This is a genomic window from Pseudoalteromonas sp. SWYJ118, assembly GCF_015864505.1.
Taxonomy (GTDB): domain Bacteria; phylum Pseudomonadota; class Gammaproteobacteria; order Enterobacterales; family Alteromonadaceae; genus Pseudoalteromonas; species Pseudoalteromonas arctica.
The window spans coordinates 145,883-171,297 of the sequence record NZ_JADYXC010000005.1; the positions used below are offsets into that span (position 1 = coordinate 145,883).

The 25,415-nt window shown below is 39.1% G+C and carries 23 protein-coding genes; 7 read left to right on the forward strand and 16 right to left on the reverse strand.

Annotated elements, in window-relative coordinates:
• Positions 1-223 precede the first annotated feature (223 nt).
• The 4 genes from rplT to thrS form a co-directional block, all read right to left on the reverse strand.
• The gene (gene rplT / locus I6F48_RS07660) at positions 224-583 is read right to left on the reverse strand and encodes a 50S ribosomal protein L20 (protein WP_002960711.1); all 360 of its coding nucleotides are present in this window, start codon (positions 581-583) and stop codon (positions 224-226) included.
• Between the two features lie 15 nt (positions 584-598).
• Positions 599-799 carry a 50S ribosomal protein L35 gene (rpmI, locus tag I6F48_RS07665; RefSeq protein WP_002960713.1) on the reverse strand — a complete coding sequence of 67 codons (201 nt, stop codon included), beginning with the start codon at positions 797-799 and terminating at the stop codon, positions 599-601.
• Between the two features lie 212 nt (positions 800-1,011).
• Positions 1,012-1,572 carry a translation initiation factor IF-3 gene (gene infC / locus I6F48_RS07670; RefSeq protein ID WP_002960714.1) on the reverse strand — a complete coding sequence of 187 codons (561 nt, stop codon included), beginning with the start codon at positions 1,570-1,572 and terminating at the stop codon, positions 1,012-1,014.
• 59 nt (positions 1,573-1,631) lie between these two features.
• The gene (thrS, locus tag I6F48_RS07675; RefSeq protein WP_197119182.1) at positions 1,632-3,542 is read right to left on the reverse strand and encodes a threonine--tRNA ligase; all 1,911 of its coding nucleotides are present in this window, start codon (positions 3,540-3,542) and stop codon (positions 1,632-1,634) included.
• Positions 3,543-3,897: 355 nt separating this feature from the next.
• On the opposite strand from thrS, the gene I6F48_RS07680 reads away from it, so the two are divergent.
• Positions 3,898-4,344, forward strand: a complete 447-nt coding sequence (locus I6F48_RS07680) for a DUF3010 family protein (protein WP_007582681.1) — start codon at positions 3,898-3,900, stop codon at positions 4,342-4,344.
• Positions 4,345-4,529: 185 nt separating this feature from the next.
• Positions 4,530-6,263: an AMP-binding protein gene (locus tag I6F48_RS07685; RefSeq protein WP_165741330.1), complete on the forward strand. Its 1,734-nt coding sequence runs from the start codon at positions 4,530-4,532 to the stop codon at positions 6,261-6,263.
• A 100-nt stretch (positions 6,264-6,363) separates the two neighbouring features.
• Here the strand turns inward: I6F48_RS07685 and hflX are convergent, their stop codons facing one another.
• The 7 genes from hflX to I6F48_RS07720 form a co-directional block, all read right to left on the reverse strand.
• Complete coding sequence (gene hflX / locus I6F48_RS07690; RefSeq protein ID WP_010554468.1) at positions 6,364-7,713, reverse strand: GTPase HflX; 1,350 nt, start codon at positions 7,711-7,713, stop codon at positions 6,364-6,366.
• 198 nt (positions 7,714-7,911) lie between these two features.
• Positions 7,912-9,264, reverse strand: coding sequence for an NADP-specific glutamate dehydrogenase (gene gdhA / locus I6F48_RS07695; RefSeq protein WP_165741898.1), 1,353 nt, complete (start codon positions 9,262-9,264; stop codon positions 7,912-7,914).
• A gap of 373 nt (positions 9,265-9,637) precedes the next feature.
• Positions 9,638-10,111: a DUF1456 family protein gene (locus I6F48_RS07700; RefSeq protein ID WP_002960721.1), complete on the reverse strand. Its 474-nt coding sequence runs from the start codon at positions 10,109-10,111 to the stop codon at positions 9,638-9,640.
• Positions 10,112-10,228: 117 nt separating this feature from the next.
• Complete coding sequence (locus I6F48_RS07705) at positions 10,229-11,473, reverse strand: lipoprotein-releasing ABC transporter permease subunit (protein WP_165727442.1); 1,245 nt, start codon at positions 11,471-11,473, stop codon at positions 10,229-10,231.
• Positions 11,463-12,161: a lipoprotein-releasing ABC transporter ATP-binding protein LolD gene (lolD, locus tag I6F48_RS07710; protein WP_165727441.1), complete on the reverse strand. Its 699-nt coding sequence runs from the start codon at positions 12,159-12,161 to the stop codon at positions 11,463-11,465. Before lolD ends, I6F48_RS07705 begins: the two co-directional genes overlap by 11 nt.
• The gene (locus I6F48_RS07715) at positions 12,154-13,371 is read right to left on the reverse strand and encodes a lipoprotein-releasing ABC transporter permease subunit (protein WP_165727440.1); all 1,218 of its coding nucleotides are present in this window, start codon (positions 13,369-13,371) and stop codon (positions 12,154-12,156) included. Before I6F48_RS07715 ends, lolD begins: the two co-directional genes overlap by 8 nt.
• Before the next feature lie 147 nt (positions 13,372-13,518).
• Positions 13,519-14,391, reverse strand: coding sequence for a LysR family transcriptional regulator (locus I6F48_RS07720; RefSeq protein WP_197119183.1), 873 nt, complete (start codon positions 14,389-14,391; stop codon positions 13,519-13,521).
• 134 nt (positions 14,392-14,525) lie between these two features.
• Between I6F48_RS07720 and I6F48_RS07725 the strand changes: the two genes are divergently transcribed.
• Positions 14,526-15,647 (forward strand): S-(hydroxymethyl)glutathione dehydrogenase/class III alcohol dehydrogenase, encoded by a 1,122-nt coding sequence (locus I6F48_RS07725; protein ID WP_007375333.1) that lies wholly within the window; start codon positions 14,526-14,528, stop codon positions 15,645-15,647.
• A gap of 72 nt (positions 15,648-15,719) precedes the next feature.
• Positions 15,720-16,562 (forward strand): S-formylglutathione hydrolase, encoded by an 843-nt coding sequence (fghA, locus tag I6F48_RS07730; RefSeq protein WP_197119184.1) that lies wholly within the window; start codon positions 15,720-15,722, stop codon positions 16,560-16,562.
• Here fghA and I6F48_RS07735 read toward each other — a convergent pair.
• Together I6F48_RS07735 and I6F48_RS07740 are read right to left on the reverse strand one after the other, a co-directional pair.
• Positions 16,516-16,854: a hypothetical protein gene (locus I6F48_RS07735; RefSeq protein WP_165727437.1), complete on the reverse strand. Its 339-nt coding sequence runs from the start codon at positions 16,852-16,854 to the stop codon at positions 16,516-16,518. The genes fghA and I6F48_RS07735 overlap by 47 nt on opposite strands.
• Before the next feature lie 72 nt (positions 16,855-16,926).
• Positions 16,927-18,399: a BCCT family transporter gene (locus tag I6F48_RS07740; RefSeq protein ID WP_231615195.1), complete on the reverse strand. Its 1,473-nt coding sequence runs from the start codon at positions 18,397-18,399 to the stop codon at positions 16,927-16,929.
• 259 nt (positions 18,400-18,658) lie between these two features.
• Here I6F48_RS07740 and I6F48_RS07745 point away from each other — a divergent pair, with 259 nt between their 5' ends.
• Positions 18,659-19,075, forward strand: coding sequence for an MgtC/SapB family protein (locus I6F48_RS07745; RefSeq protein ID WP_024590122.1), 417 nt, complete (start codon positions 18,659-18,661; stop codon positions 19,073-19,075).
• Between the two features lie 107 nt (positions 19,076-19,182).
• On the opposite strand, the gene I6F48_RS07750 is transcribed toward I6F48_RS07745, so the two are convergent.
• Positions 19,183-20,208 (reverse strand): energy transducer TonB, encoded by a 1,026-nt coding sequence (locus tag I6F48_RS07750; protein WP_197119185.1) that lies wholly within the window; start codon positions 20,206-20,208, stop codon positions 19,183-19,185.
• A gap of 180 nt (positions 20,209-20,388) precedes the next feature.
• A complete protein-coding gene (locus tag I6F48_RS07755) occupies positions 20,389-22,296 on the reverse strand; it encodes a beta-ketoacyl synthase (RefSeq protein WP_197119186.1) in 1,908 nt (635 codons plus the stop codon).
• 126 nt (positions 22,297-22,422) lie between these two features.
• Between I6F48_RS07755 and I6F48_RS07760 the strand changes: the two genes are divergently transcribed.
• Positions 22,423-23,433, forward strand: coding sequence for a GlxA family transcriptional regulator (locus I6F48_RS07760; RefSeq protein ID WP_197119187.1), 1,011 nt, complete (start codon positions 22,423-22,425; stop codon positions 23,431-23,433).
• A gap of 88 nt (positions 23,434-23,521) precedes the next feature.
• The gene (locus I6F48_RS07765) at positions 23,522-24,748 is read left to right on the forward strand and encodes a sensor domain-containing phosphodiesterase (RefSeq protein ID WP_169043565.1); all 1,227 of its coding nucleotides are present in this window, start codon (positions 23,522-23,524) and stop codon (positions 24,746-24,748) included.
• A gap of 146 nt (positions 24,749-24,894) precedes the next feature.
• Here I6F48_RS07765 and I6F48_RS07770 read toward each other — a convergent pair whose 3' ends face one another.
• Positions 24,895-25,407, reverse strand: a complete 513-nt coding sequence (locus tag I6F48_RS07770) for an MgtC/SapB family protein (RefSeq protein WP_007582656.1) — start codon at positions 25,405-25,407, stop codon at positions 24,895-24,897.
• Positions 25,408-25,415: the final 8 nt, after the last annotated feature.

Here is a 25,415-nt window from a genome sequence, read left to right on the forward strand (position 1 = left end):
CCAGGAGAGTGAGTAATGATGGAGCAATTGCCAAGAACAACTAAATAGTGAATTTCGCCCTGCTCTAACGTAATTTTTTATCGGTAAATAGAGCTCATATAAGTAGATGGGTATTAATTTGAAAAAGCCAATTTAGCTCAGCTATAAAAAAGTGTAAGTTATTAAATTACAGGCACAAAAAAAGGAGCCATAGGCTCCTTTTTTAATACTTATATGAAAAAGCTTAAGCGGCTAGGCCTTCTTTTGCTTTTTCTACAAGCGCTGCGAATGCAACTTGGTCATAAACAGCGATATCTGCAAGGATCTTACGATCGATTTCTACAGATGTCTTTTTAAGACCATTGATAAAACGGCTGTAAGACAGACCATTTTGACGTGAAGCAGCATTGATACGTGCAATCCATAATTGACGGAAAGTACGTTTCTTCGCACGACGGTCACGGTAAGCGTATTGACCCGCTTTAGTAACAGCCTGGAAAGCTACGCGGTAAACACGTGAACGTGCTCCGTAGTAACCTTTTGCTTGTTTTAAAACTTTTTTGTGACGTGCACGTGCGACAACGCCGCGTTTAACTCTTGCCATTTCTAAAAACCCTTATTAAGCGAACGGTAACATACGTGAAACTAGACCATGGTCATTTTTATGAACCATCATCTTAGGACGTAGGTGTAACTTACGCTTAGAAGTTTTCTTAGTCAGAATATGACGAAGATGCGCTTGTTTACGCTTGAAACCGCCAGAAGCAGTCTTTTTGAAACGCTTAGCAGCGCCACTGTGACTTTTTAGCTTATAAGCCATTGCAATAACTCCAAATTGTATTGCTTTTAAATTAGTAAGCAGGCGTGAGATATATTTCTATAGCTCCACTTTTAGGCCTAACTTACTGCCATGTTCCGGTGAAGACCCAGCATAAATGCCGCAATCTTACTTTAATACCGGTTAACTCAGGTGAATATTCGCATATTACTTGCAGACCTGAGCTAATTTCGGTGCGTATTATCGCTTAAAAATTATTTTTTAGCAACAGGCGCCATCATCATAACCATTTGGCGACCTTCAACACGATTTGGGAAAGACTCAACTACTGCAAGTTCTTCTAAATCGGCTTTGATACGGTTTAATAATTCTATACCAATTTCTTGGTGAGCCATTTCACGACCACGGAAGCGGATAGTAATCTTAGCTTTATCGCCAGCTTCTAAGAACTTACGTAAGTTGCGAAGCTTAACCTGATAATCACCTTCATCCGTACCAGGACGGAATTTGATTTCTTTTATCTGGATTTGCTTTTGCTTCTTCTTCTGCTCTTTTAGTTCTTTGCTTTTTTCAAAGATGAACTTACCGTAATCCATGATTCTACAAACAGGCGGCTCAGCGTTTGGACTGATCTCAACAAGATCAACACCCGCTGCATCGGCCATAGTTTGCGCGTCTTGTAATGACTGAATTCCAGCTTGTTCGCCTTCAATGTCAATTAAACGAACTTCTTGCGCTGTAATTTCTTCGTTAATACGATTTTTTTGAGCTGTTTGTTGCCCTTTCTTGCCGCCTCTAATAGTACGTTCCTCCAAGAATATCAATAATATAAGCGTGTAATTGGCTGTTTGTTAATGCCTTACACGCTCGATTTTTACTGTCGATTTTTAATTTCTTCGCTAATTTTAGCTACAAAATCATCGACATTAAATTTGCCTAGGTCTTCACCTGTGCGAGTACGCACTGCTACTTCTTGTTGTTCAACTTCTTTATCGCCAACAACAAGCAAGTATGGAATACGCTTCAGTGTATGCTCACGGATTTTAAAGCCAATCTTCTCATTTCTCAAGTCAGCAGTGGCTCTAATTCCAAGTTTATTTAATTTTTGTACAACTTCTTTAACATAAGGAGCCTGTTTATCGGTAATATTCATAATTACCACTTGCTTTGGCGCAAGCCACGTCGGGAATAAACCAGCGTACTCTTCAGTTAAAATGCCAATAAAGCGTTCAATAGAACCTAAAATAGCACGATGTATCATTACAGGTGTACGACGTTCGTTATTTTCTGCTACATAAGTAGCGCCTAAACGACCCGGTAATGCAAAGTCTAATTGCACTGTACCACACTGCCACGCTCTGTCTAAACAATCGTATAAAGTAAATTCAATCTTTGGACCATAAAACGCGCCTTCACCCGGAAGATAATCAAATTCAATATCGTTTAGCTTAAGTGCTTCGGCTAAAGCAAGCTCTGCTTTATCCCACATATGGTCTTCACCAATGCGTTGTTCTGGGCGAGTAGATAGCTTAACTACAATCTTCTCAAATCCGAATGTTTCATATGTATCATAAACCATCTTAATACACGCTGAAACTTCGTCCATTATCTGCTCTTCGGTACAGAAAATGTGAGCATCATCTTGGGTAAAGCCACGTACACGCATTAAACCATGTAGTGCACCTGATGGTTCATTACGATGACAACAACCAAATTCAGCCATACGAAGTGGTAAATCACGGTACGATTTTAAACCCTGGTTAAAGATCTGCACATGTCCTGGGCAGTTCATTGGTTTAATCGCGTATTCACGCTTTTCAGACTCAGTGGTAAACATTGCTTCTGAATATTTTTCCCAGTGACCTGATTTTTCCCAAAGTGAACGGTCCATCATCATTGGACCTTTTACTTCTTCGTACTCATATTCGCGTAATTTTTCACGTACAAATTCTTCAAGCTCGCGGTAAATGCTCCAACCATCGTTGTGCCAAAATACCATACCTGGCGCTTCTTCTTGCCAATGCCATAAATCAAGCGCTTTACCAATACGGCGGTGATCGCGTTTTTCAGCTTCTTCAAGGCGTTTTAAATACGCTTTAAGTTGCTTTTTATCGCCCCACGCTGTGCCGTAAATGCGTTGTAGCATTTTGTTTTCTGAATCACCACGCCAATATGCACCCGCAACTTTCATTATTTTGAAGTTTTGGCAAAATTTCATGTTAGGAACGTGAGGTCCACGACACATGTCTACATATTCTTCGTGATGATATAACCCTGGGTGGTCATCTTTAGCGATGTTTTCGTCCAGAATTTCTATTTTGTATGTTTCGCCACGCGCTTCAAATGTATCGCGTGCTTCTTGCCAGCTTACTGTTTTTTTCACTACGTCGTAGTTGGTTTTTGCAAGTTGCAACATACGCTTTTCAATTGCTTCAAGATCATCTTGTGATAATGAATGTTCCATATCGATATCGTAGTAAAAACCGTTATCAATGGTAGGACCTATTGCCATTTTTGCGTCTGGGAAAAGTTGCTTAACTGCATGACCAATTAAGTGAGCACAAGAGTGACGAATGATTTCAAGGCCGTCATCGTCTTTAGCGGTAATGATCTCAAGACGAGAGTCTTCACTAATTAAATCACATGCATCAACACGGTCGCCATTAACACGACCCGCAATGGTCGCTTTAGCTAAACCAGGGCCAATATCGTTTGCAACATCAAGCGTGCTTACAGGGTTTTCAAAACTACGTTGACTTCCGTCTGGAAGAGTAATAACTGGCATTATAAATCCTTGCTACAGTGGTGACACCTACAATGTATCACGTGTATTTTTAATAAATTAAATGAGAATGACTCGACAACGCTTTTACGAATAAGCATTGACTAACAAATGTAGATGCAGAGTCTATTCAACTACAAAGATATATTGTCGCGTGCTGCGCATTTAATTACAAGTTTTAAGGGGTGAAATCCACCCGTTTTGAGCACAAAATGTAACTTTTAGAGCAAAAAAAATAATTTCATTAAAATATAAAAGCATCAACGCACTAATTACGCACCTACAACTATACCTACACTCGCATTTTAATGTGTGTTGCGTATAATACTGCGTAATTAAGTTATTTTAGAGAATAGACATGAGAACATGTGGTGTAGAAATTACCGGTAGTGATGTACTACTTTGTATTTTAAGTAAAGATAATGACGTATTTGATATTCGCGATGTGCGCCAAACACGCTTTACCTTAGGTAACGGTAACGACACTGAAGTAATGCGTAAATTTCAATTCGATTTTGCAAAACTAATGCAAGATTACCAAATTGATTCTGTTGCAATCCGTGAGCGTCAGCCTAAAGGTAAATTTGCTGGCAGCGCAAAAGGATTCAAAATGGAAACTGCGATTCAATTAATCGACAATTTAGATGTACGTTTATTTACCACAACTGAAATTAAAGAACAGGTAAAGCGTAATCCTATTCCTATTGATTTTGAAGAAACTGGTCTTAAAAAGTACCAAGAAAATGCATTTGTAAACGCTTACGTTTACATAATGAAAAAAACATACCGCAGCGACGAAATGTAAAGTTATTGCTCGTTTAAAAACGCGTACTTACAGTGTAAGACGCGTTTTTTTGTATCTAAAAAACATAATTAGATTTTATTAATCTAATTATACATTAGTCTAACTGCACTTCTCTTTGTCGACAATATGTGTTTATTTTAACTTTGTAGTTTACATAACTCACACACATTTTCATGGAGAGAGCAATGCACACACACACTATTGCGGTAAAAGAAGTAGAACAAATAAATCACTTACCGTTATCGCAAAGCTATTTTAAAGGTATACAAAGCACACCTTTAACAAATTCGACTATCGGGGAGTACTTTGACTTTATTGTCGACAAAAATCCAGAGGCGTTAGCTGTTGTAGTTCATCACCAGGGTATTCGCTTAACGTATAAAGAATTTCAAAAAGAAGTTAATCAACTTGCTATGGGGTTGCTGGCACTTGGCGTGAAACCAGGCGAGCGTGTTGGTATTTGGTCTCCTAATAATATTGAGTGGTGCTTAACCCAATTTGCAACCGCAAAAATTGGCGCAATAATGGTTTGCATCAACCCTGCATATCGCCCTAACGAATTACAATACGCCTTAAATAGTGTTGAATGCTCTACTCTAATCACAGCATCAAACTTTAAAGGCAGTGATTATTTAGAAATGCTCAATGGTTTGGCTCCAGAACTTGCAACTTGCGATAAAGACACACTTAATTTAAAAGCACTGCCCACTCTTAAAAATATAATCCGCATTGGCGATGAAGCATCTCCTGGTATGTACTCTTTTAATGATGTTATTAACTTGCCAACATCAGCACATGAGCTTGAATTAAAAGCAATAGGTGCAAACTTAAATGCTGAGCAAGACATCAATATACAATTTACATCAGGCACAACAGGTAACCCAAAAGGCGCAACGCTCACTCATAAAAACATTTTAAATAATGCGCTATTCGTCGCCGAATCTATGCACTTTACGAGCGATGACAAGTTATGTATCCCCATCCCGTTATATCATTGCTTTGCAATGGTATTGGGTAGCTTGTTGTGTGTTAGTAAAGGTGCAGCAGCCATTTATCCAGGCGATTCGTTTGATGCAAAAACCACACTAGATGTAGTTCAACAAGAAGGATGTACAGCGCTGCACGGTGTACCTACCATGTTTATTAGTGAGCTTGAGCTAAGTAATTTTAACGATTATGACTTAAGTACTTTACGCACGGGTGTAATGGCAGGCTCTACATGCCCAGAGCAAGTAATGCGCAAAGTACAAACACAAATGAACATGCATCAAGTACTGATTGCTTACGGGCAAACTGAGTGCAGCCCCATAAACAACATTACCGAAACAGACTCTTCAATAGAGCGGCAAGTAACGACGGTTGGCCGCGCACTTGCCCATACCGAGGTTAAAATTATTGACGAGTTGGGTAACATTCAACAAATTGGTCAACCTGGCGAAGTGTGTAGTAAAGGTGCAGGTATAATGCGCTGCTATTGGAATGACGATGCTAAAACAAAAGCCACAATAGATGACAACGGTTGGCTACACTCTGGCGATTTAGGTGTCATGGATACAGAAGGGTTTGTCACTATTGTTGGCCGTATTAAAGATATGATTATTCGTGGCGGCGAAAACATTTACCCGCGCGAAATAGAAGAAGTGCTTTACACCTACCCGGGCATTCAAGATGCTGCCATATTTGGTATAACAGATGAAAGGTATGGCGAGGAAGTGTGCGCTTGGATCCAACCAAAAGAAGACGCTGTGCTTGATGAGCAAGCAATTCGTGAGTTTTTAAAAGACAAACTAGCCTATTTTAAAATGCCACGACATATCCGTTTTGTAGAAAACTATCCAATGACAGTAACAGGTAAACTGCAAAAATTTAAAATGCGTGAGCAAATGCAAGAAGAGCTAAGCGACAAAGCCTTCTCCTAATTTTTCTCTACAAAAAATCTGAACTCTGAATAATAAATCTACCTCAAGTAACGATTAAAAAGCACAGCCAATTGGCTGTGCTTTTTGTATACTAAATTTATTATAAATCTAACATTCTCTTTTTTAAACGTTCTAAATCAATCGCACTCGAGCGCACTGTTAATTTAATATGGCTGTATTCATATTCTTCTTTAACAACACTCATACTCGATCGGATTTCGCCCACGATACCTTTGGCTGTGTACGGTATAACAATCTCTTCTTCAATCATGTCCTCATGAGCAATGCCAATAATATATTTGTGCAATTTACTAATATCATCTGGATTACGCGTAGAGGTCATCATCGCATCAGGAAACTCATCCATTAGCGACTGCTGTTGATCAGTACTTAATTGGTCTGACTTATTCAGTACTAATAATTTTTTGCTACCTTCTACCCCAACTTCTGCCAGTACTTTATGTACTACTTCAAGTTGTGAGCGAAAAGAAGGATCTGAAGCATCTACAACATACAACAATAACGACGCATCATGTGCCTCAGCGAGCGTTGAATGAAATGAAGCAACCAAATCATGAGGTAATTTTTTAATAAAACCAACCGTATCTGAAACCAATATACGAGGCTGGGTAATCGGATACAGCGCGCGAACAGTGGTATCTAGCGTTGCAAAGAGTTTATTTTCGCCTTCTACATCACTACCTGTAATTGCGCGCATCATTGATGACTTGCCCGCATTGGTATAACCAATTAAAGCCACTGAGAATAGCTCAGAGCGCTGCGTACGTCTGTCCATCATTACATCTTGAACACTAACAAGTTCGCGCTTTAATTCTGCTAACTGATCGCGCACCTTACGGCGATTTAGCTCAAGTGTGGTTTCACCCGCACCTTTACCCATTTGGCGTTCTTTATCACCTGTTGATGTTTCACGCAGTCGTGGCGCGACATAATTAAGGCGAGCAATTTCAACTTGTAATTTTGCAGTTTTAGTACGCGCATGACGGCTAAATATTTCAATGATAATACCGGTGCGATCAAATACTTCTACACCAAGCTGGTTCTCAACATTACGCAGTTGAGAAGGCGTTAAATCACAGTCAAATACCACTACATCAGCACATGCAAAATCAAGTTCGTCTGATGGAATTTCTGAGGATATTTCGGTTAAAGGGTCTTCATCAAGTAAATCATCTTCTTGCTCGTTTTCAACCATCCCTTTATTGCCGGTAAGGTGTGCTATTTCAGCTAGTTTTCCTGAGCCCAGTACATTAACTTTTTGGGTAGAACTTTGCTTTTGCGATTGTGTACCTACTACTTTAAAGCCTAACGTAGTTACCAAACGAGCAAGCTCTGCAAGCGATTCTGTTGCTTCGTCACCTTTAAATTGTGGTGTACTAATAGAAATAAGTAACGCATTAGGAAGTGATGGTTTTGCAGTTAGTTGCATAATTTTTTGTCTTAATGCACCTAAAGTGCAAACCTAATTTTCATTCGAAAGTAACTTGATCCTACGCTGTTATAGCCCAGCTTTATAGGGTTATAGTTCACTAATGGCGTTAATATTTAAAACTAACCATAATATACTCAATTTTATGGCTAGTTTTAAAATCACATTATATTAAAGCCTTATTGTTCAGCTTTAATATTAAACGACACCCTGCTCAATCATTGCATCTGCAACGCGCCTAAAGCCTGCAATGTTAGCGCCTAATAAAAGGTTTCCAGGCTCACCAAATTCTGTAGCGGTGTCGTTAGCGGTAACAAATATATTTTTCATAATTTGTTTTAGCTTTTCATCAACTTCTTCAAAGGTCCAACTTTGCATGCTCGCATTTTGCGCCATTTCTAATTGGCTTGTTGCAACGCCGCCAGCATTGGCGGCCTTACCTGGCCCATACGCAATTTTTGCAGCAATAAAGCAATCAATAGCCTCTTTTGTTGAAGGCATGTTTGCGCCTTCACTTACTAATAAACAACCGCCGGATAATAATGCGTTAGCGTCTGCCTGTGTTAATTCATTTTGTGTGGCGCACGGAAAAGCAGCGGCAGCATTAAAGCGCCAAACAGCGTGCCCATCTTTAGGGTAGTCAATTGCAGAAATATAAATAGCATCGGGGTGAGTTTTTTTATATACGCTCAAGCAATCACGCGATTGCTCTTTCAAACATTTAATAAGATTTAAATCTATACCCGATTCATGATACACAGTGCCACGAGAGTCGCTGCAACTTACTGGTGTTGCCCCCATTTGATAAAGCTTTTCCATAGCATAAATAGCAACATTACCTGCGCCCGAGACCAAGCAGCGCTTACCTTGTAGGCTATCGCCGCGCGCTTGCAGCATGTAGTCAGCAAAATAAACAGCGCCGTATCCAGTGGCTTCTTTTCGTACAAGCGATCCACCCCACAATAAGCTTTTACCTGTTAAAACACCTTCATAGCGCCCAGTCAAACGCTTATATTGACCAAACAAGTAACCTATTTCTCTTGCCCCTACTCCAATGTCTCCAGCGGGTACGTCGGTTGTAGGACCAATATGGCGATAGAGCTCGCTCATAAATGATTGGCAAAAACGCATTATTTCAGCATCTGAGCGCCCTTTGGGATCAAAGTTTGCCCCGCCTTTACCACCACCGATCGGTAAACCTGTTAAAGCATTTTTAAATATTTGCTCAAACCCTAAAAACTTAATTATGCTGGCATTCACACTTGGGTGAAAACGTAAGCCACCTTTATAGGGGCCAAGTGCAGAGTTAAACTCAATTCTGTAGCCTTTATTTACCTGAATATTGCCTTCGTCATCAACCCAGGGAACTCTAAACATAATTTGGCGTTCGGGCTCAACTAAGCGTTGTATAATGGCATTTTTTTTGTATTTTTCTGAGTTTTCTAAGATAGGTTCGAGTGATTCAAGTACTTCTTCAACAGCTTGATAAAACTCGCATTGTGCAGGACTACTATTTTTTAATTGTGCGATTGTGCTATGGATATAATTCATAATTATTCTTCCGTGTTAATAATAAAAGTATTTATCAGATGTTAAAGTAAACGTGATCAAGTTTATGATTCATGCTTTAATGTCTTAATTTAATATAATTAACTATTACCTTAGCATGAAAAATTGAGATGTTTAACGCGAGCTACGTGAATTATTTTTGATTGGAAGTTTGATTTTTATTTATTAAAGATGAATTTAAATTCACAAATTTAAAAACGGAACAGTGCCAAGTGAGTTTTTATATTTTCAAAAGGGAATTTTAGAAGTATTAGGTTAGGTGTGGGTTTGTTTAAAAATATAACAATTAATGGGTTTTATACTGCATTGCGCTCGCAAAAAACCCACTAACTAAAAACTAATTAGCTAAAACCAGTTACTCAGCAGACTCTTCTGGACGGTGCTGCTTTTGTACGCCAGTTAAAAACAAACGTAATATTTGATCGTTACAAACACGGTAATGTTTGTTATCTACTTTTCGAGAAAATGCGCTTAACTCATGTTTACTTAAATCAAAATCAACAAGTGCAAGTGTTGCTATAACATCTTCTGCTTTCATATTTAAAGCAATACGTAGCTTCATGAAAATAATATTATTATTTAGCTTCTTCTCAGGCTCTGGTTGCTCACCTTCGCGTTTGCCACGTTGGGTATTAATAAACCCATTTAAAAAGCTAGCAAACTCAGTATCACTTATTGGGGTAAAAGCCTCTTCACCTTCTTTAGTTAACCATGCAATTACTTGCTCTTTGGTGACCGTATGCTCTGCTGATGCAAAAACATTGACCATAGCAGTATCAGTTAAGTTAAAAGTGTAGCGAATGCGGCGTAAAATATCGTTATTAGTCAAAGTAAATCCCAAAGTGAGGTATAGCAACCAAGCAGTTATTGCTTAATTTTAAATAAGCACCTAGTTTAACAGGTTTACTAATACCACCCTATTAATTTTTATCTGAGCTTCTTATACCTAGTTACCAAGCACCTTGGCAGGATCTACGCGCGTTGCTTGCCATGCAGGATAAATAGTGGCAAGTATCGCAAGCACAAACGTAACAATCACTGTAATACCAATGTCTTCAAGTACTAATTTACTTGGTAAAAACTCTATAAAATAAACGCCCTCAAGTGGATTGGCTCCAAATAATTGGCTTATCCACGTAAAAAGCTCACTTATATTAAGCGCTAATACCACGCCAATTAGTGTTCCTAGTGCCACGCCTACAAATGCTTGCATTAAGCCTTGCATTACAAAGGTGGCTAAAATAGTACTGTCTTTCGCGCCCATGGTTTTTAAAATTGCGATATTGCCTTGTTTTTCGCGTACTTCCATCACTAAAGAGGACACAATATTAAAACTGGCTACCGCTATAATTAAAAACACCACAATATAAACAATGGTACGTACCATTTGAATATCTTGAAAAAGGCTGCCTTGGGTTCTGAACCAACTGGAAACATACACGTAGTCGTCAATAGTTTGGCCCACTTTTAGCGCTATTTGGTGCGCCGAAAACACATCATCAACACTTAACCGCAGCCCTGTTACTTGAGTTTCATCGTAACCCAATGTTTGCTGCGCTTTATTAAGATGTATAAATGCAGCTGTACTATCAATGGGGCCTCCCATTTCTATAACACCTGCAAGGTTAAGTGTTACGCGTTTAGGCGCTAATAATGACTGACCTTTTTGGCCTATTTGCGGAATAAGTAACGTAATGTTGTCGCCTACTCTTGCATCTAACTGTTTTACTATTTGCTTACCTAAAATTACATCGTCAAGGGCTAACTGACTCACTAATTTACCACTGGTAAACTGGTTTACCGCCGATACATTACTCTCGAGCGATGGCTCAACACCTCGAATTTCTATCGCTTTTAGCTGGCTTTTATATTGCGCCATCCCATTCACTGCAATAAATGGCGCAGCCCCTGTTACATGCGGTTGTGTTTGTAAATCCTCAACTTTTTGCGACCAATTTGCAATGGGTCTACTTGGTGCTACATATTCAACCTGCGGCACAACACTTAGCAATCTATGTACTAGTTGCTGCTCAAAACCATTAATTACCGACAGCGCCACAATTAAAACCGCGACACCTAATAAAATACCAATAGTCGACGCTTTAGCGATAAAACTAACAAAGCCGTTTTTTTCATCTTTGTGGCCTGAATAGGCTCTAAAACGTTTACTTAAAAATGCACTAAGCAACATGCTGCGACTCTTTAATAGCTAGTTTTCCATCGTCTAAATAAGCTATTTTGCCTAGCTTATCGGCAAGTTCTAAATCGTGTGTAACTACCACAAAACTGGTGTTTAAGCTTTGGTTAAGCTCATTAATTAAATCGTAAATTTTAATCGCATTTTGTTTATCTAAATTACCGGTTGGTTCATCAGCAAGCACAAGCGCAGGTTTAGTAACCAGTGCACGGGCTATTGCCACGCGTTGGCGCTCTCCACCAGAAAGCGCAGACGGTTTATGCGAGCTGCGATGTGCAAGGCCTACTTTTTCGAGCATATCGAGCGCTTGTACTTTAGCCTCTTTTGCACTTAAGCCTTTAATTAATAATGGCATAGCTACGTTTTCTACCGCGCTAAACTCCATTAATAAATGATGAAATTGATAGATAAACCCTAAGTTTTGGTTTCTAAATGCGGCTTGCTCTGTTCGCGAAAGCTTGGCAACTTCTTGGTTTTTGATTTTAGCGCTACCCGAACTTGCGGTATCTAATGTACCAAGTATGTGTAAAAGCGTACTTTTACCAGAGCCTGAACTCCCCACAATAGCGAGCATTTCACCTTGCTGAAGCGCTAAATCAACGCCTTTTAATACTTCAACTTGGTTGCTGCCATCTTGATAAACCTTACTTAAATTTTCACAACTAATTACTAAATCATTCATAACGTAATACCTCTGCTGGTTTTACTTTTGCGGCTTTACGCGCAGGATATAAGGTAGCTAAAAAGCTCATAGCAATACTGGCAAACGCTATTATTACTAAACTCAAAATATCAAATTTTACCGGAAGCTCTATACCCGCCAATAAGTTTAAGCCCACTAATGCAAGTAGCTCATTTATATATAAACTAAATATTACACCTAAAAATGCGCCTATTGCAGTACCAATTACGCCGTTATATAGGCCTTGCACCATAAACACTTTTTGCACTTGCGAAGGTGTTAAACCTAACGTTTGTAGTATGGCTACTTCACCTTGTTTTTCGCTTACCATCATGGTTAATGCCGATACAATATTAAATACAGCCACCAATACAATGAGGGCAAGCAACATAGACATAATGCGCTTTTCCATAGCAACGGCTGCAAATAGAGTACCTTGGGTACTGCGCCAATCACTGTAATTGTGATCTTTTAAAATACGTTGGCTTGCTTCAATAAATTCATCTAGTTCGAAAGGTTCGTGCAATGAAACACTTAAATTTGGGGCGGTGTTTTTATCCAGCTTTAATACCCGTTGTAGCGAAGCGCCACTCGTAAACGCAAGTGCCATATCTATCTCAGATCCGGTTTCGTATATTGCGGCAACTTTAAATAAACGCTGGCTGGGTACTCGCCCAAGAGGTGTATACGTTGAAGCATTAGGCATAATAACGCGAAGCTTATCACCCACGCTAACGCCTAATTTACGACTCAAATAACGGCTTATAGCAATGTTGTAATTTTTGTTTAATACAGTTTTCCAATCGCCTTGCACTATTTTATCGGTAATTTTATACAAAGAACCGCTGTCGTTATAAAGGCCTTGTAATAAAACGCCGTGCAAGTCTTTATTTGTTTGCACAATAGCTTCGCCGTGGCGATATAAGCTTACATGATCAACATAAGGAGATTGTTCGAGGTCGGTTTTAAGGGTGTTCATTTGGGTGGCAGTGTTTTTACCTGCGCTAACTTCAACATGTGGAATAAGTCCAAGCATATTGGTTTTTAGGCTATTTTCAAACCCGTTCATTACACTGCTTACCGTAAATAATGCCATTAAACCAATAGCGATACCGGCAATAGAAAAAAACGAAATAAACGATATAAACGCATTTCCTTTAGAGGAGCGACTATATCTAAGCCCTATAAATAAGCTAACCGGTTGAAACATATTATTTTTAACACTTATCGTAAAAGTATTGAGCAATAGTAGCACGAAAAAAGTGCCTTTGGGTATGGCGTAAAATGTAAGAAATAATTTAAAAATCTGATACTTGGCTATATTTACAGCAATATGTATTTAACCATTAATTCGCGGTTAAGTTTTCAGCCCTTTAACTAAATAATCGAGCAATACCCGTACATTAGTGGCCACAAACTGCCTTGGTGGATATACGCCCCATACCCCTTCTTGCTGTGGTTGATAGGGTGTTAAAATAGGCACCAATTGCCCTGAGTTAATTTCGTTTTCAATGTAGTAGTCTGGGAGCTGTACAATACCGAGCCCCTTTTTTGCGCCATCCACCAGCGCCCAACCACTATTACACTGTAGCCGCCCCGCTATTTTAATGTGTTTATCGCGCCCATTTTCGTTTACGCGCCAGTAGCTACTATTCCCAATTAAACATTCATGGCTGTTTAGCTCGCCTAAAGTATGCGGCTCACCAAATCGCGTTAAATACTGTGGTGCCGCGCACATAATAAACCGCCGCGCACTTAACCTACGCGCTTTTAAGCTCGAATCTTTTAAGTGCCCAAGCCTTATTGCTAAATCAAATCCGCCCTCTAATAAGTTTTCTTGCTCGTTACTTAGTGTGGCAACAACTTCTACCTCGGGATGATCCTTCATAAAATTATGCACTATAGGCATAATGAACGTTTCCCCATACATAACAGGGGCTGTGAGCTTAATTTTACCCTTTGGTGTAGTTTGGTGCGTGGCAAGACCTTGAGTTGCTTCATCCATAGCATGTTGTAAGTGCTTTATTTGATGTAAATACACTTCGCCTTCTTTAGTTAAAACCACTTTACGAGTAGTACGGGTTAAAAGCTGGGTATTTAAACGTTTCTCAAGCGCCGTAACATGGCGGCTAATATGCGCAACCGAAAGCCCAAGCATTTTTGCAGCCGCAGTAAAGCTGCCCTCCTCCCCTACAGCTATAAACTCATCTATTCCATCCCAACGCGCCATTATTACCATACTGTAAAAGTGTTTTAATAAAATTGAGATTATCATTATTTGAGAAACAAATACAATAAGCACATCACCCAAGCAAATTGGGTCTACAATTATTTTTTAATAGCCAGTTAAAGGAAATAAAACACATGTCTGAATTTATTAAATCAAAAGCTGCCATTGCTTGGGGTCCTAATCAACCACTTAGTGTTGAAGAAGTTGATGTGATGATGCCTAAAAAAGGCGAAGTAATGGTAAAAATTACCGCTACAGGTGTGTGTCATACCGATGCATTTACATTATCAGGCCAAGATCCTGAAGGCATATTTCCTGCTATTTTAGGTCACGAAGGCGCTGGTGTTGTCTATGCTGTTGGCGAAGGCGTAACGAGTGTTGAAGTTGGGGATCATGTTATTCCTTTATACACTGCAGAATGTGGCGTATGTAAAATGTGTACTTCAGGTAAAACTAACCTGTGTTCAGCCGTGCGCGAAACACAAGGTAAAGGCCTAATGCCAGACGGCACTACACGCTTTTTTAAAGATGGCCAACCAATTTATCACTACATGGGGACATCAACGTTCTCTGAGTACACTGTATTGCCAGAAATCTCACTCGCTAAAGTAAATAAAGAAGCATCACTAGAAGAGATTTGCTTACTCGGCTGTGGTGTAACAACAGGCATGGGCGCAGTTACCAACACAGCTAAAGTAAAGCCTGGCGACACTGTTGCTATATTTGGCTTAGGCGGTATTGGTTTGTCTGCGATTATTGGCGCAAAAATGGCCGGTGCGGGTCGTATTATTGGTGTTGATATAAACACCACTAAATTCGATTTAGCTACAAAACTAGGTGCAACTGATTTAATTAACCCAAAAGATTTCGACAAGCCAATTCAAGAAGTTATTGTTGAAATGACAGACGGCGGCGTTGACTACTCGTTTGAATGTATCGGTAATGTTGACGTAATGCGCTCAGCGCTTGAGTGTTGCCACAAAGGTTGGGGAGAGTCAGTAATTATTGGGGTGGCGGGTGCAGGCCAAGAAATATCAACCCGCCCGTTTCAACTAGTAACTGGGCGTGTATGGCGTGGTAGTGCATTTGGTGGTGTTAAGGGCCGTTCACAACTTCCTGAAATTGTTGAGCGTTACATGGCGGGTGAATTTGCTCTTAGCGACTTTATTACTCACACAATGGGCCTTGAAGATATTAATGAAGCGTTTGATTTAATGCACGAAGGCAAAAGTATTCGTACAGTCATTCATTACTAATAAACTGCATTCGTAAAATAGCTTATTAATAAGCCGTAATACTTTTAAGTTTACGGCTTTTAAGGATTAAGTATGTTAGAAAATATCTCAAGTGTAAAAGTGTCTGGCGGTTGGCATAAACAATATACTCACAGCTCGCAAAGTACACATAGCACTATGCGCTTTGCCGTATTTTTACCACCTGGCGCAAGTGAGACAAACAAAGTACCGGTACTTTATTGGTTATCGGGTTTAACCTGTACAGACGAAAATTTTATGCAAAAAGCCGGTGCATTTAAAAAAGCAGCAGAGCTGGGTATTGCTATTGTAGCGCCAGACACTAGCCCACGTGGCGAGAACGTACCTAATGAAGACAGCTACGACTTTGCACAAGGCGCAGGCTTTTACGTAAATGCCACGCAAGCTCCTTACAACACCCATTTTAATATGTACGATTATGTTGTTAGTGAATTACCAGCACTTATTGAACAACATTTTCCAATAACAAGCACAAAAGCAATTAGTGGTCACTCTATGGGCGGACACGGTGCATTAATGGCTGCACTTAAAAACCCGACTGCGTTTGTAAGTGCCTCGGCTTTTAGCCCTATTGTAAATCCGATTGAATCCCCTTGGGGTGTAAAAGCATTTACTGGTTATTTAGGAAATGATAAAGCGCTTTGGGCACAATATGATAGCTGCGAGTTGATGAAAAACGCAGAGCAAGCTCATTACTTACCCATGTTAGTGAGTCAAGGTGATGCTGATGGCTTTTTACAAGAGCAACTTAAGCCAGAAAGCTTAGTCGCTATTGCTGATAAAAAAGGCTATCCGCTTACACTTGAAATGCAAGCAGGCTATGATCATAGTTACTTTTTTATAAGCAGTTTTATTGACCAACACTTATTATTTCATCATCAGTTTTTAACTGCATAGGCTCATTAGTGTGTAGGGATGACTTTTCTAACTCTACACACTCTTTCAATACTTTACTCACTTGCCTGCATACTTGTACCGTATTGTTATTGCCCTTACCTTTAATAAATTCAACTATAGCCATATCGGCTTCAACACCGAGTTTAGTAAAGCTAAAGCCCTCTTTATCTTTTACAACAGGCCCCGCATTTACTGGGCCAGGTTGAGAGCGCGCTGCCCCATCTAAAATTATACCCGCAGCAGCGCAACCAATTAATACATTTGTAAATAGAATAATCAATAAAGTACGCATTATTAACCCCACCAATATAATTACCTAAATTATATACAATTTTAAAAATAGCATTGTAAAAAAATGTAAGCCTTAGTGCTTAAATTCACGTATGAACTCTTTAATAAAACCCACCAGCTGTAAAATAAAAATAACCAAAAAAGGAAGCGCTCCAATAATAGCAACGCTTCTGTTTAATGGTTCATTATTTTGTACTAGCAAAACAAAAGCGCATAAACCTAGTGCAAACGACCAAGCATACAAGCTCCATGTTTGAACTTCACTTGCACCACTTAATTGGCGAATAACCAAAACAGCAGAGTCTGCTGATGTGGCTACAAAAATGAGTAACAGTAATAAACTTGACCAAATTAATAAACCGCCTTGCCACCCTAATTGCTCAAAAAATACAAACAGCCCTTGCGTATAATCGGCTTTAATAGCCACTAAAATGCCTGCATTGTGCGTTTGATCCCACGCAATTACAGAGCCCGAAAACACACTAAACCAAATAATTGTCACAAAAGTTGGTACAAATACAACTCCAACAATATATTGCCAAACCGGCCGTCCTTGGCTAATTTTTGCCAAAAACACACCAACGAACGGGCCCCAAGCTAACCACCAAAAATAGTAATTGTATGTCCAACCTGTTGCCCATGCGGGGTCATTAAGTACGCTTTCAAACTGCCATGTACCTGTGGTTATGAGCTGAATGTAATCCAATGTTCCTCCTACAGCTATGTCTATAATTGGCTTTATAGGCACAAAAATTAATAGCCATGCTATAAGTGAAAATGCTAAAAACACATTAAACTTACTTAGAGTTTGAATTCCTTTTTTAAGCCCCAACTTTGCAGAAATGGTATAAAGCAGCGCAATTAGAAAAATTATAATAAACCCCGAAAATAAAGCCGATTCAACCCCTAGCTCAAGCTCGAGCCCTTTACGCAGTAATAAAGTTGAATTAGCAATTGTGCCCACGACACCAAAAAATATTGCAAGTATGGCAATTAATTTAATGCTAAAGCTCAACTGTAACTGCCAAGCCCGATTAATAACGCCTTTAGTTGCACTGATCACAGGAGCACTAATATCGCCCGCTTTACCACTATTGCGAGTAAGCCCACCTAATAACAAGCCAAATACTGCATAGAGCGCCCATGCATGCGCGCCCCAATTAACTAAGGTAAGTGCCAAACCACTTGTTTGATTGTTAGGATACAAGCTTTGCTTTAAAGGCGAATTAACCGTGTGTAGTGCAGGCTCTGCTACTCCCCAAAATATAAGTCCTGAGCCCATTCCTGCTGCAAACAACATAGAAAGCCAACCAAAGGTACTAAACTCAACAAGTGCTTGCGCTCCTCCTATTTTTCGTTGCCCTAATGGGCTTATAGCAATAGCTATCACAGAAAAAAGTAACAAGTTTACCAATATAAAAAATGGCGAGCCTAAATAACCTAAAATTTTATTAATAGCGGGTTGTAAGTGCTCTGTGAGTAATTCAGGAAATAAAAAAGCAATAACAGATAACCCAACGCAAAATAGTAAGGCTGTTTTTTTCAAGCTTAGTGGGTGTGCTTAATGTTTTATTTAAAGGCAAGAGATTCACATAGGTGTCTTTTAGTCTGGATAAAAGAATACGGGGCTTTAAAACTCAGATCAAATTAACTATTGCGTAAAATAGTAATAAAAACATGTAAAAGTTTCCTCAATAATTCTTGTTAAATACAGGTATTAACAATAACTAATTGATTAATAGTCATTTATTCTATGGCTTGCTGTTTGCTTATTATTAACAAAGTTAACCAGCACAGGCTCAATAATGGAAATTGATTTACAGTGGAATGAAATCATCGATAACTTAATACACTTAGGTATTGCATACCTACTTGCACTACCCATGGCTTACGACAGAGAGCGTAGTAATGATGGCGCAGGCCTTCGTACCTTTCCTCTTGTTGCTGTTGCATCGTGTGGGTATGCATTAATTGCTATGTCGGTTTTAGATGGCGCAGAAGCTCAATCAAAAATGTTGCAAGGCATCATTACTGGTATTGGTTTTATTGGCGGTGGCGCAATTTTGAAAAATAACAAATCAACCTCCGGCACAGCAACCGCAGCCAGTATTTGGAATATGGGCTTAATTGGTATAGCTGTAGCGTACAGCCGTTACGAAATAGCCATTTTACTTGCCATTATTAATTTTATAACGCTTAGGTATGTAAAAAAGTTTAAGTAACAGTTTTTTTAATAAGTATTGCAGCAAAATTCCAATGCATTATTTGAATAGCCAAAACTTATTAATGCAATAACTCCCCATAATTTATATGTGGGGAGTTACAATTTTTATAAAAAGCTTTCACCGCTTTGCTTAAGTGTAATTGTTTGTGCTTGAGCGCTTTTTATTAATAATCCACAACGCAAATCATTTTTCGAAATAACAATTTTATCAATTGTATTAGTGTCATAGTCAACGACTTTGTTTTCGCATCTAAGTTGCACTTTGCTCAGTGGTAATTCTGATTCTAATTTAACTTCAGACTTCGACATCATAGGCATTACAGCTTGTTCTGAAGCTAAACTAAATTGTTGCTTAATATCTCCCGAGTTTTTATAAATATCGTTAACTTGAGTTAACAACTGTTCCTTGTTTTGCTCTGTAAAGGTTATGGATTCAATATTGCCTAGTGCATCTATTGCATCATAAGCACGTACATAATCTTGTTTTGATATAAACCACTGTAAAGCGTTTTTAATCACACGTTTTTGAATTTGATCCGGTAGGTTATCTCTAAATAAAAACGCTTCGTAGATATGCTGATCAAAGCTCTTCCAGTCTTGGACAAAATAACTATGCTGGCTTTTAAGCCATGCAAGCAAAACAATCTCAACCGTATTTTTAGTATGTTCATTTTCTAATTCATCGATACGGCTTTTAGCTTCATCGTATTTCTTTTCGTCGATTAATTTACTAGCTTGCTCATAATCATTAAAAAAGCCGCGAGACGCTTTATCGTTTGAAAAATTAATATGCAAATTTTGCGAACTTACAGTAATGGTTTTTGCTACAGTGATAGTCTCACCATTTAATTTTGCACTTTTGTAGTTGAGCTTAGACACGTAATCCATTACTTCTCTTTGGTACTTTTTTTGCCCAACCGTAGCTACAATTTCTATATCACTAACCTGCCCGCTTTTATCAACCACGTAACTGCTCAAATTAATCCCCTCTAACCTCGAAGCGCGCGAAGAAGTATTAGTGAGCTGATCGTAGTTTTTATTAATTACTTCTGCAGGAATAAAGTCGTCAGCAAAAACAGAGAGTTGAGTAAAAGTACAAGTTAAAGAAAGCGCTAATATGAGTTTTTTCATCAGTTTTATCCATCCTAGATAGTGTTTATATAATAGAAACAAACGATCAACATAAAAGCAAGTGTAAACACAAAAGATTAGTTCATTTAATGAGCTTTACTTAGAAAAAACTTAATAGTAAATATATTTGAGGCATTAAAAAAGGCGCTTAAAAAGCGCCTTGCTAACAAGTATGTGTGCTTAAAACATATCTTGATAGGAATTTGTTGTGCTAAACGTAATTGCTTTTTCAAAGCCAGGTAACTGAATACTTTGCTCGTCTATTACAATATCGTTGTCGTCAATAAGTCCGTCGCCAAAGCGGTAAATAAGCTCATATTGGCCTAAATCAGCTTGAGCTTGATACGTTTGTTGCGCGGCTTTAATTGCCACGTTTTTCTGCGCGTAACTACTCATAACTTCATCGCCATGGCGCTTAGCGAGCATTTGCATTGTTACTTTTGGTGAAAGTACGGTAGCTGTTGCATTGTTACCGCCAAAGCCTTTTGAATTTATAAAAGCAATATCCATATCGGCGCATTCGTAATGGCTATTACGAATATCAAGATGATCGGTGTAAACATCATCAGCCACTTTATCAATTGTGGTAATACCCGGCATAATATTATGGCTAAATACACCTAAAGCTATCGCTAATTGGTCGCCACTTGCAGGAGCTATAGTATGACCAACATAGGCTTTTGGCGCTGTCACTTTCCAATTATCAATAGCGAACGTTTGTGCCACTTTGTGATATATCAACGACTCTGTTACGCGGTTTAACGGTGTACTTGAGCCATGCGCTAAAATAAAGCTACGTTCTTGCAAGGCTTTTTTGCCTAAAAGGCTCGTTGCTAAAGCAGCCGATTTAGCCATGGTAATATAGTTACCAGGGCCAGGTGACGTAATTGATTTTTTTATGCCATCTGCATTTACAAATACATCCGGTACGCAGCCCATAATGTCGGCGCCTAGTTCAAGGGCTAAAGCATCGTCCATTAAAATAGCAACTTGTGCGCCTTCACCTAATGTAAAGCCGCAGTTGTCGCCAAATGGTCGGCTACTTTTGCGATAATCTGGTTCTTCATCACTTGATAAGTTATCTAAACGGCGCAAACCTTCGACATTTGCAAGTGCGCTCATGTTACCAAAGCCTTCAATCACTTCTGGTGTAATAGCACACTCAACACTTGCGACAACCGCAACGCGTGTACGCCCTGCCTGTATGTCGTTAACCGCTGCACGTAAGTTGTATAAAAACGTAGCACAGGCCCCCGAGGTCGAAAACGTAGTCCCTACATTGCCCGTAACATACGCGTTAATAAAGTCGGTCGACATTGTATTTAAACCCAGTGCTAACTGCTTAGTACTAACACGGTCGCCTTGTTGGCGCGCCTTTACTAAACCGCCTAGGCCTTTGTCGTCCATTTGGCCAATTACCGATGCTGAATAGGTACCAATTTTATCTGGCTCTACGCTATTCATAATATGCTGCCAATCAAGCCCTGTTGATTTAATAGCATCGGTAGCTGCAAAAATAGTAGCTTGCAAACCACGAGGCTGATAGCGGCTGTTATACATAACAGACGGATCAAACCCAGTCGGGAATTGCCCTGCAGATTTAATTGGATTATCACGTGTTGAGTTGTGTTTTACATCAATATCGGCTGCAATAGTTACTTTTACTTTTTTGCCTTCAAGTTCTTCAACTTGCCAGCTAGCTGGAACAGGTGTAGGTAAGTCGCGAGCGCGCGTTTCAAACACAATTGCGTTATCGCTTGATGCGTTTAGCGTCATTTTTTGCTGCCACGGTGTGGCATCAGCATCAAAGTGTTCTTTTTCAATTTTACGAATAAGAGTACCAGCAATAATTTGCTCACCAAAGCGTGCTTCTATGTCGCTTTGCTCAACATTATTACCTTGTGTATCTTGTAATTGGCCGTTTACAACGCTTACTAGATTCATCAGTGTGGCGAGGCCTAAGAATGTTTCACTGCGATCTTGAGCATTTAAACTATCTAACACGATACGGCGATAACCTTGATGAAAAGAAGTACGGCCAGCGGCGTTAATGCCACCCATGCCTACTATAACGGGTAATGCTGTCATAATTTACCTTTTAGAAACGTGTTATTAGAAGAAGAAGCAGTTTAAATGGATTATGCACTATACATTGTGCTTTAATAGCCAAATATTCAGCACAAAAGGCCAAAATGTACTGGTCGGAGCATTTATATGACTGAAAAAAACACTAATCCACCACTAAACATTGCTATAGCGGTATATCCGCATTTATTAGTTACCAGTTTAACGCTGCCTATTGAAATGCTCAGAGCCGGCGAGGCCTTTGCTAAAGGCCATATTGATAAGCAAAGTTTTAGACCGCTTGCTATAAATTTAGTGGCTAAAAATGCTGAATTTATAGCTACTCGCGCAGGCCTTGCGATAATTCCTGATTGCATAACAACTAATACGCCCTACAGCGATTTAATTATAGTGCCTGGTATTTGGCGAAACCCGCGCCCTGTAGTGCGTACAAATCAAGACGTAGTTGATTGGCTAAGCGAGAGCTTTAGCGCAGGCAGCCATGTAATTGGTGTAGGCACTGGCAACTGCTTACTAGCTGAGGCAGGCTTACTTGATGGGCATCCTGCTACCACCCACTGGCACTATGCCAATCAATTTAGCCACGACTACCCGTTAGTGCGTTTAAAACCCGACTTTTTTATAACCCAGTCAGAACGCATGTACACCGTAGCAAGCCTTAATGCCCTTGCAGATGTGATCGTACATATTATTAGTCAGTACTATGGAAAAGCCGCCGCTCAACATGTAGAGCGAAACTTTTCGCACGAAATACGTAAACCCTACGAAGATCAACGCTATCTCGAGGGTGCAGTTGACCGTCACCCCGACGAGCTAATTGCGCAAATTCAGTTTTGGTTAAAAACAAATTTAGCCACCGAGTTAAATCTGCAAGAAGTCGCTGCCCAATTTAGCTTGAGCTACCGTACTTTTACCCGCCGTTTTAGAGCGGCAACGAACCAAAGCCCTATTGAGTATTGGCAACAATTACGCGTAGAAGGTGCAAAGGAGTTACTAGCGTCATCAAATCTATCAATTCAAGAAGTGGCTTTAGAAGTGGGATATAACGACCAAGGTCATTTAACACGCGTGTTTAAAAAAGTATTAAGTCAAACGCCTAGTGGTTATAGAAAAGTAGTTAGACGAAAGTTATTTGGCTAACCAGCGACGGCACTCTAAATTGGCATTTTTTTATACATAAATTATACTCTTATCAATAATATAATTTACGCCATACCAAGGTAACTGCATGAGAGATAAACTTAGTAAGCACCTTTTTGATCCACAAAGCGATGCTTCTATTGAATCAAAGTTATTAAAGTTACTTTCACTTGTACGAAAACATTTGAGTATGGAAGTCGCGTTTATTTCAGAATTCACCAATACTGATCGCGTTTTTAAAGTGGTAGATAACCAAACTACAAATACCTGCGTATCAGAAGGTAATTCAGATCCAATTTGCGAAACTTACTGTAAAAAAATATCCGATAACGAGCTAGAACAAATAATCCCTAATACTCTTGAGCATCCAATAACCCGCAACATGCCAGTCACAGAAAAGCTAAATATTGGCTCTTATATTGGTGTACCCATTATCTTATCCACCGGAAAAATTTATGGAACTTTTTGCTGTTATAAAACCGTATTAGACAATACCTTGAACGACAGAGATTTGTCATTTCTTAGGCTGATTTCTGAAATAGCTACTGAGTTAATCGAAAAAAAGGTTCAATCTGACATTTTAAATAATGAGTCAAAGTCGCTTATTGAAAATATTATAAAAACAAACGATATTACAATTTATTTTCAGCCCATATTTAATTTATCAACCAATCAACTTTCGGGTTATGAGTCTCTGTCACGCTTTTTTATTGAACCTTATAAAACACCTGATATTTGGTTTAAAGATGCTGAAAAACTGGGTTTAGGAGAAGCATTAGAAATACTTGCTATACAAAATACATTACGTTACTTAGATCAATTTGATGAAAAAGCTTATATCACTATAAATACTTCACCTCAGCATATTTTATCAGGCTCAATAGACAAAGTATTACAAAGCATCGATTGTAATAGAATAATTTTAGAAGTGACTGAACATTCACCTATTTTAGACTACCAAGCTATGAGAACCGCACTTCGACCATTAAGAAACCGGGGTGTAAAGCTAGCTATCGATGATGTAGGTGCTGGATTTTCATCTTTTCAGCATATTTTAGAATTAGAGGCAGATATCATTAAGTTAGACATAAGCCTCACTCAAAATATAAACACAGACCGTAGAAAGTTTTTATTAGCTAAAGCACTATGCGGATTTGTTAAAGCTATTAATTGCTCAATTGTAGCTGAGGGTATAGAAAATCAAGATGAATTAAACACACTCAGAAAACTAGGCGTTGATAACGTACAAGGCTATTTTATTGGGCGCCCAGCTCCTATTGAAGATGCCATCCAATATCAAACAATTACGCTCTAATACCAATCTGCTTATATATGGGGTCTATTTAACGTTAAGAAAATTACGCTAGAACTAGGCAAAAATTTTTAACGACGTTATAGTGAAATTTAATTCGATAAATTGATCAAAGATTTATGCAGGTTGGTATAATAAAAACGCCACTTTTAGTGGCGTTCTGTGTCGTTAAATTCCTTTCGATAATAGCGTTTTTGATAGTTTTTTACTTTAGTGTGTACGCCTTTGCTTAAGCTTTTAAATTTAGCCTCAAGTACGTCAACACCGTATAAAATACCGACCACCAGCACCGAGAGTTTTATTGCAGCGCCAAGGTTTTCGGTCGCTATCATAACGCCTATTGATGCAAGCACCCAAATAGTCGCGGCTGATGTAACGCCAACTACCGCACCATCTTTTGCGAGCATAACGCCAGCCCCTAAAAAGCCGATACCTGTAATTATCTGACCAACTACACGAGAGTGATCTATTACATCCCCTTGTAAATTAAACGCAGTGGATAAAAACAAATACGTACCCAAGGTTATTAACGCAGAGGTACGAATGCCTACAGGTTTGCCGCGCAACTGGCGCTCTATACCAATAATGGCACCGCAAAAAGCCGCAGTACCAATAGCTGCCCACGAATACGGGGCTACATCAATTAAATCTAAAAAAGTCACTGTTAACC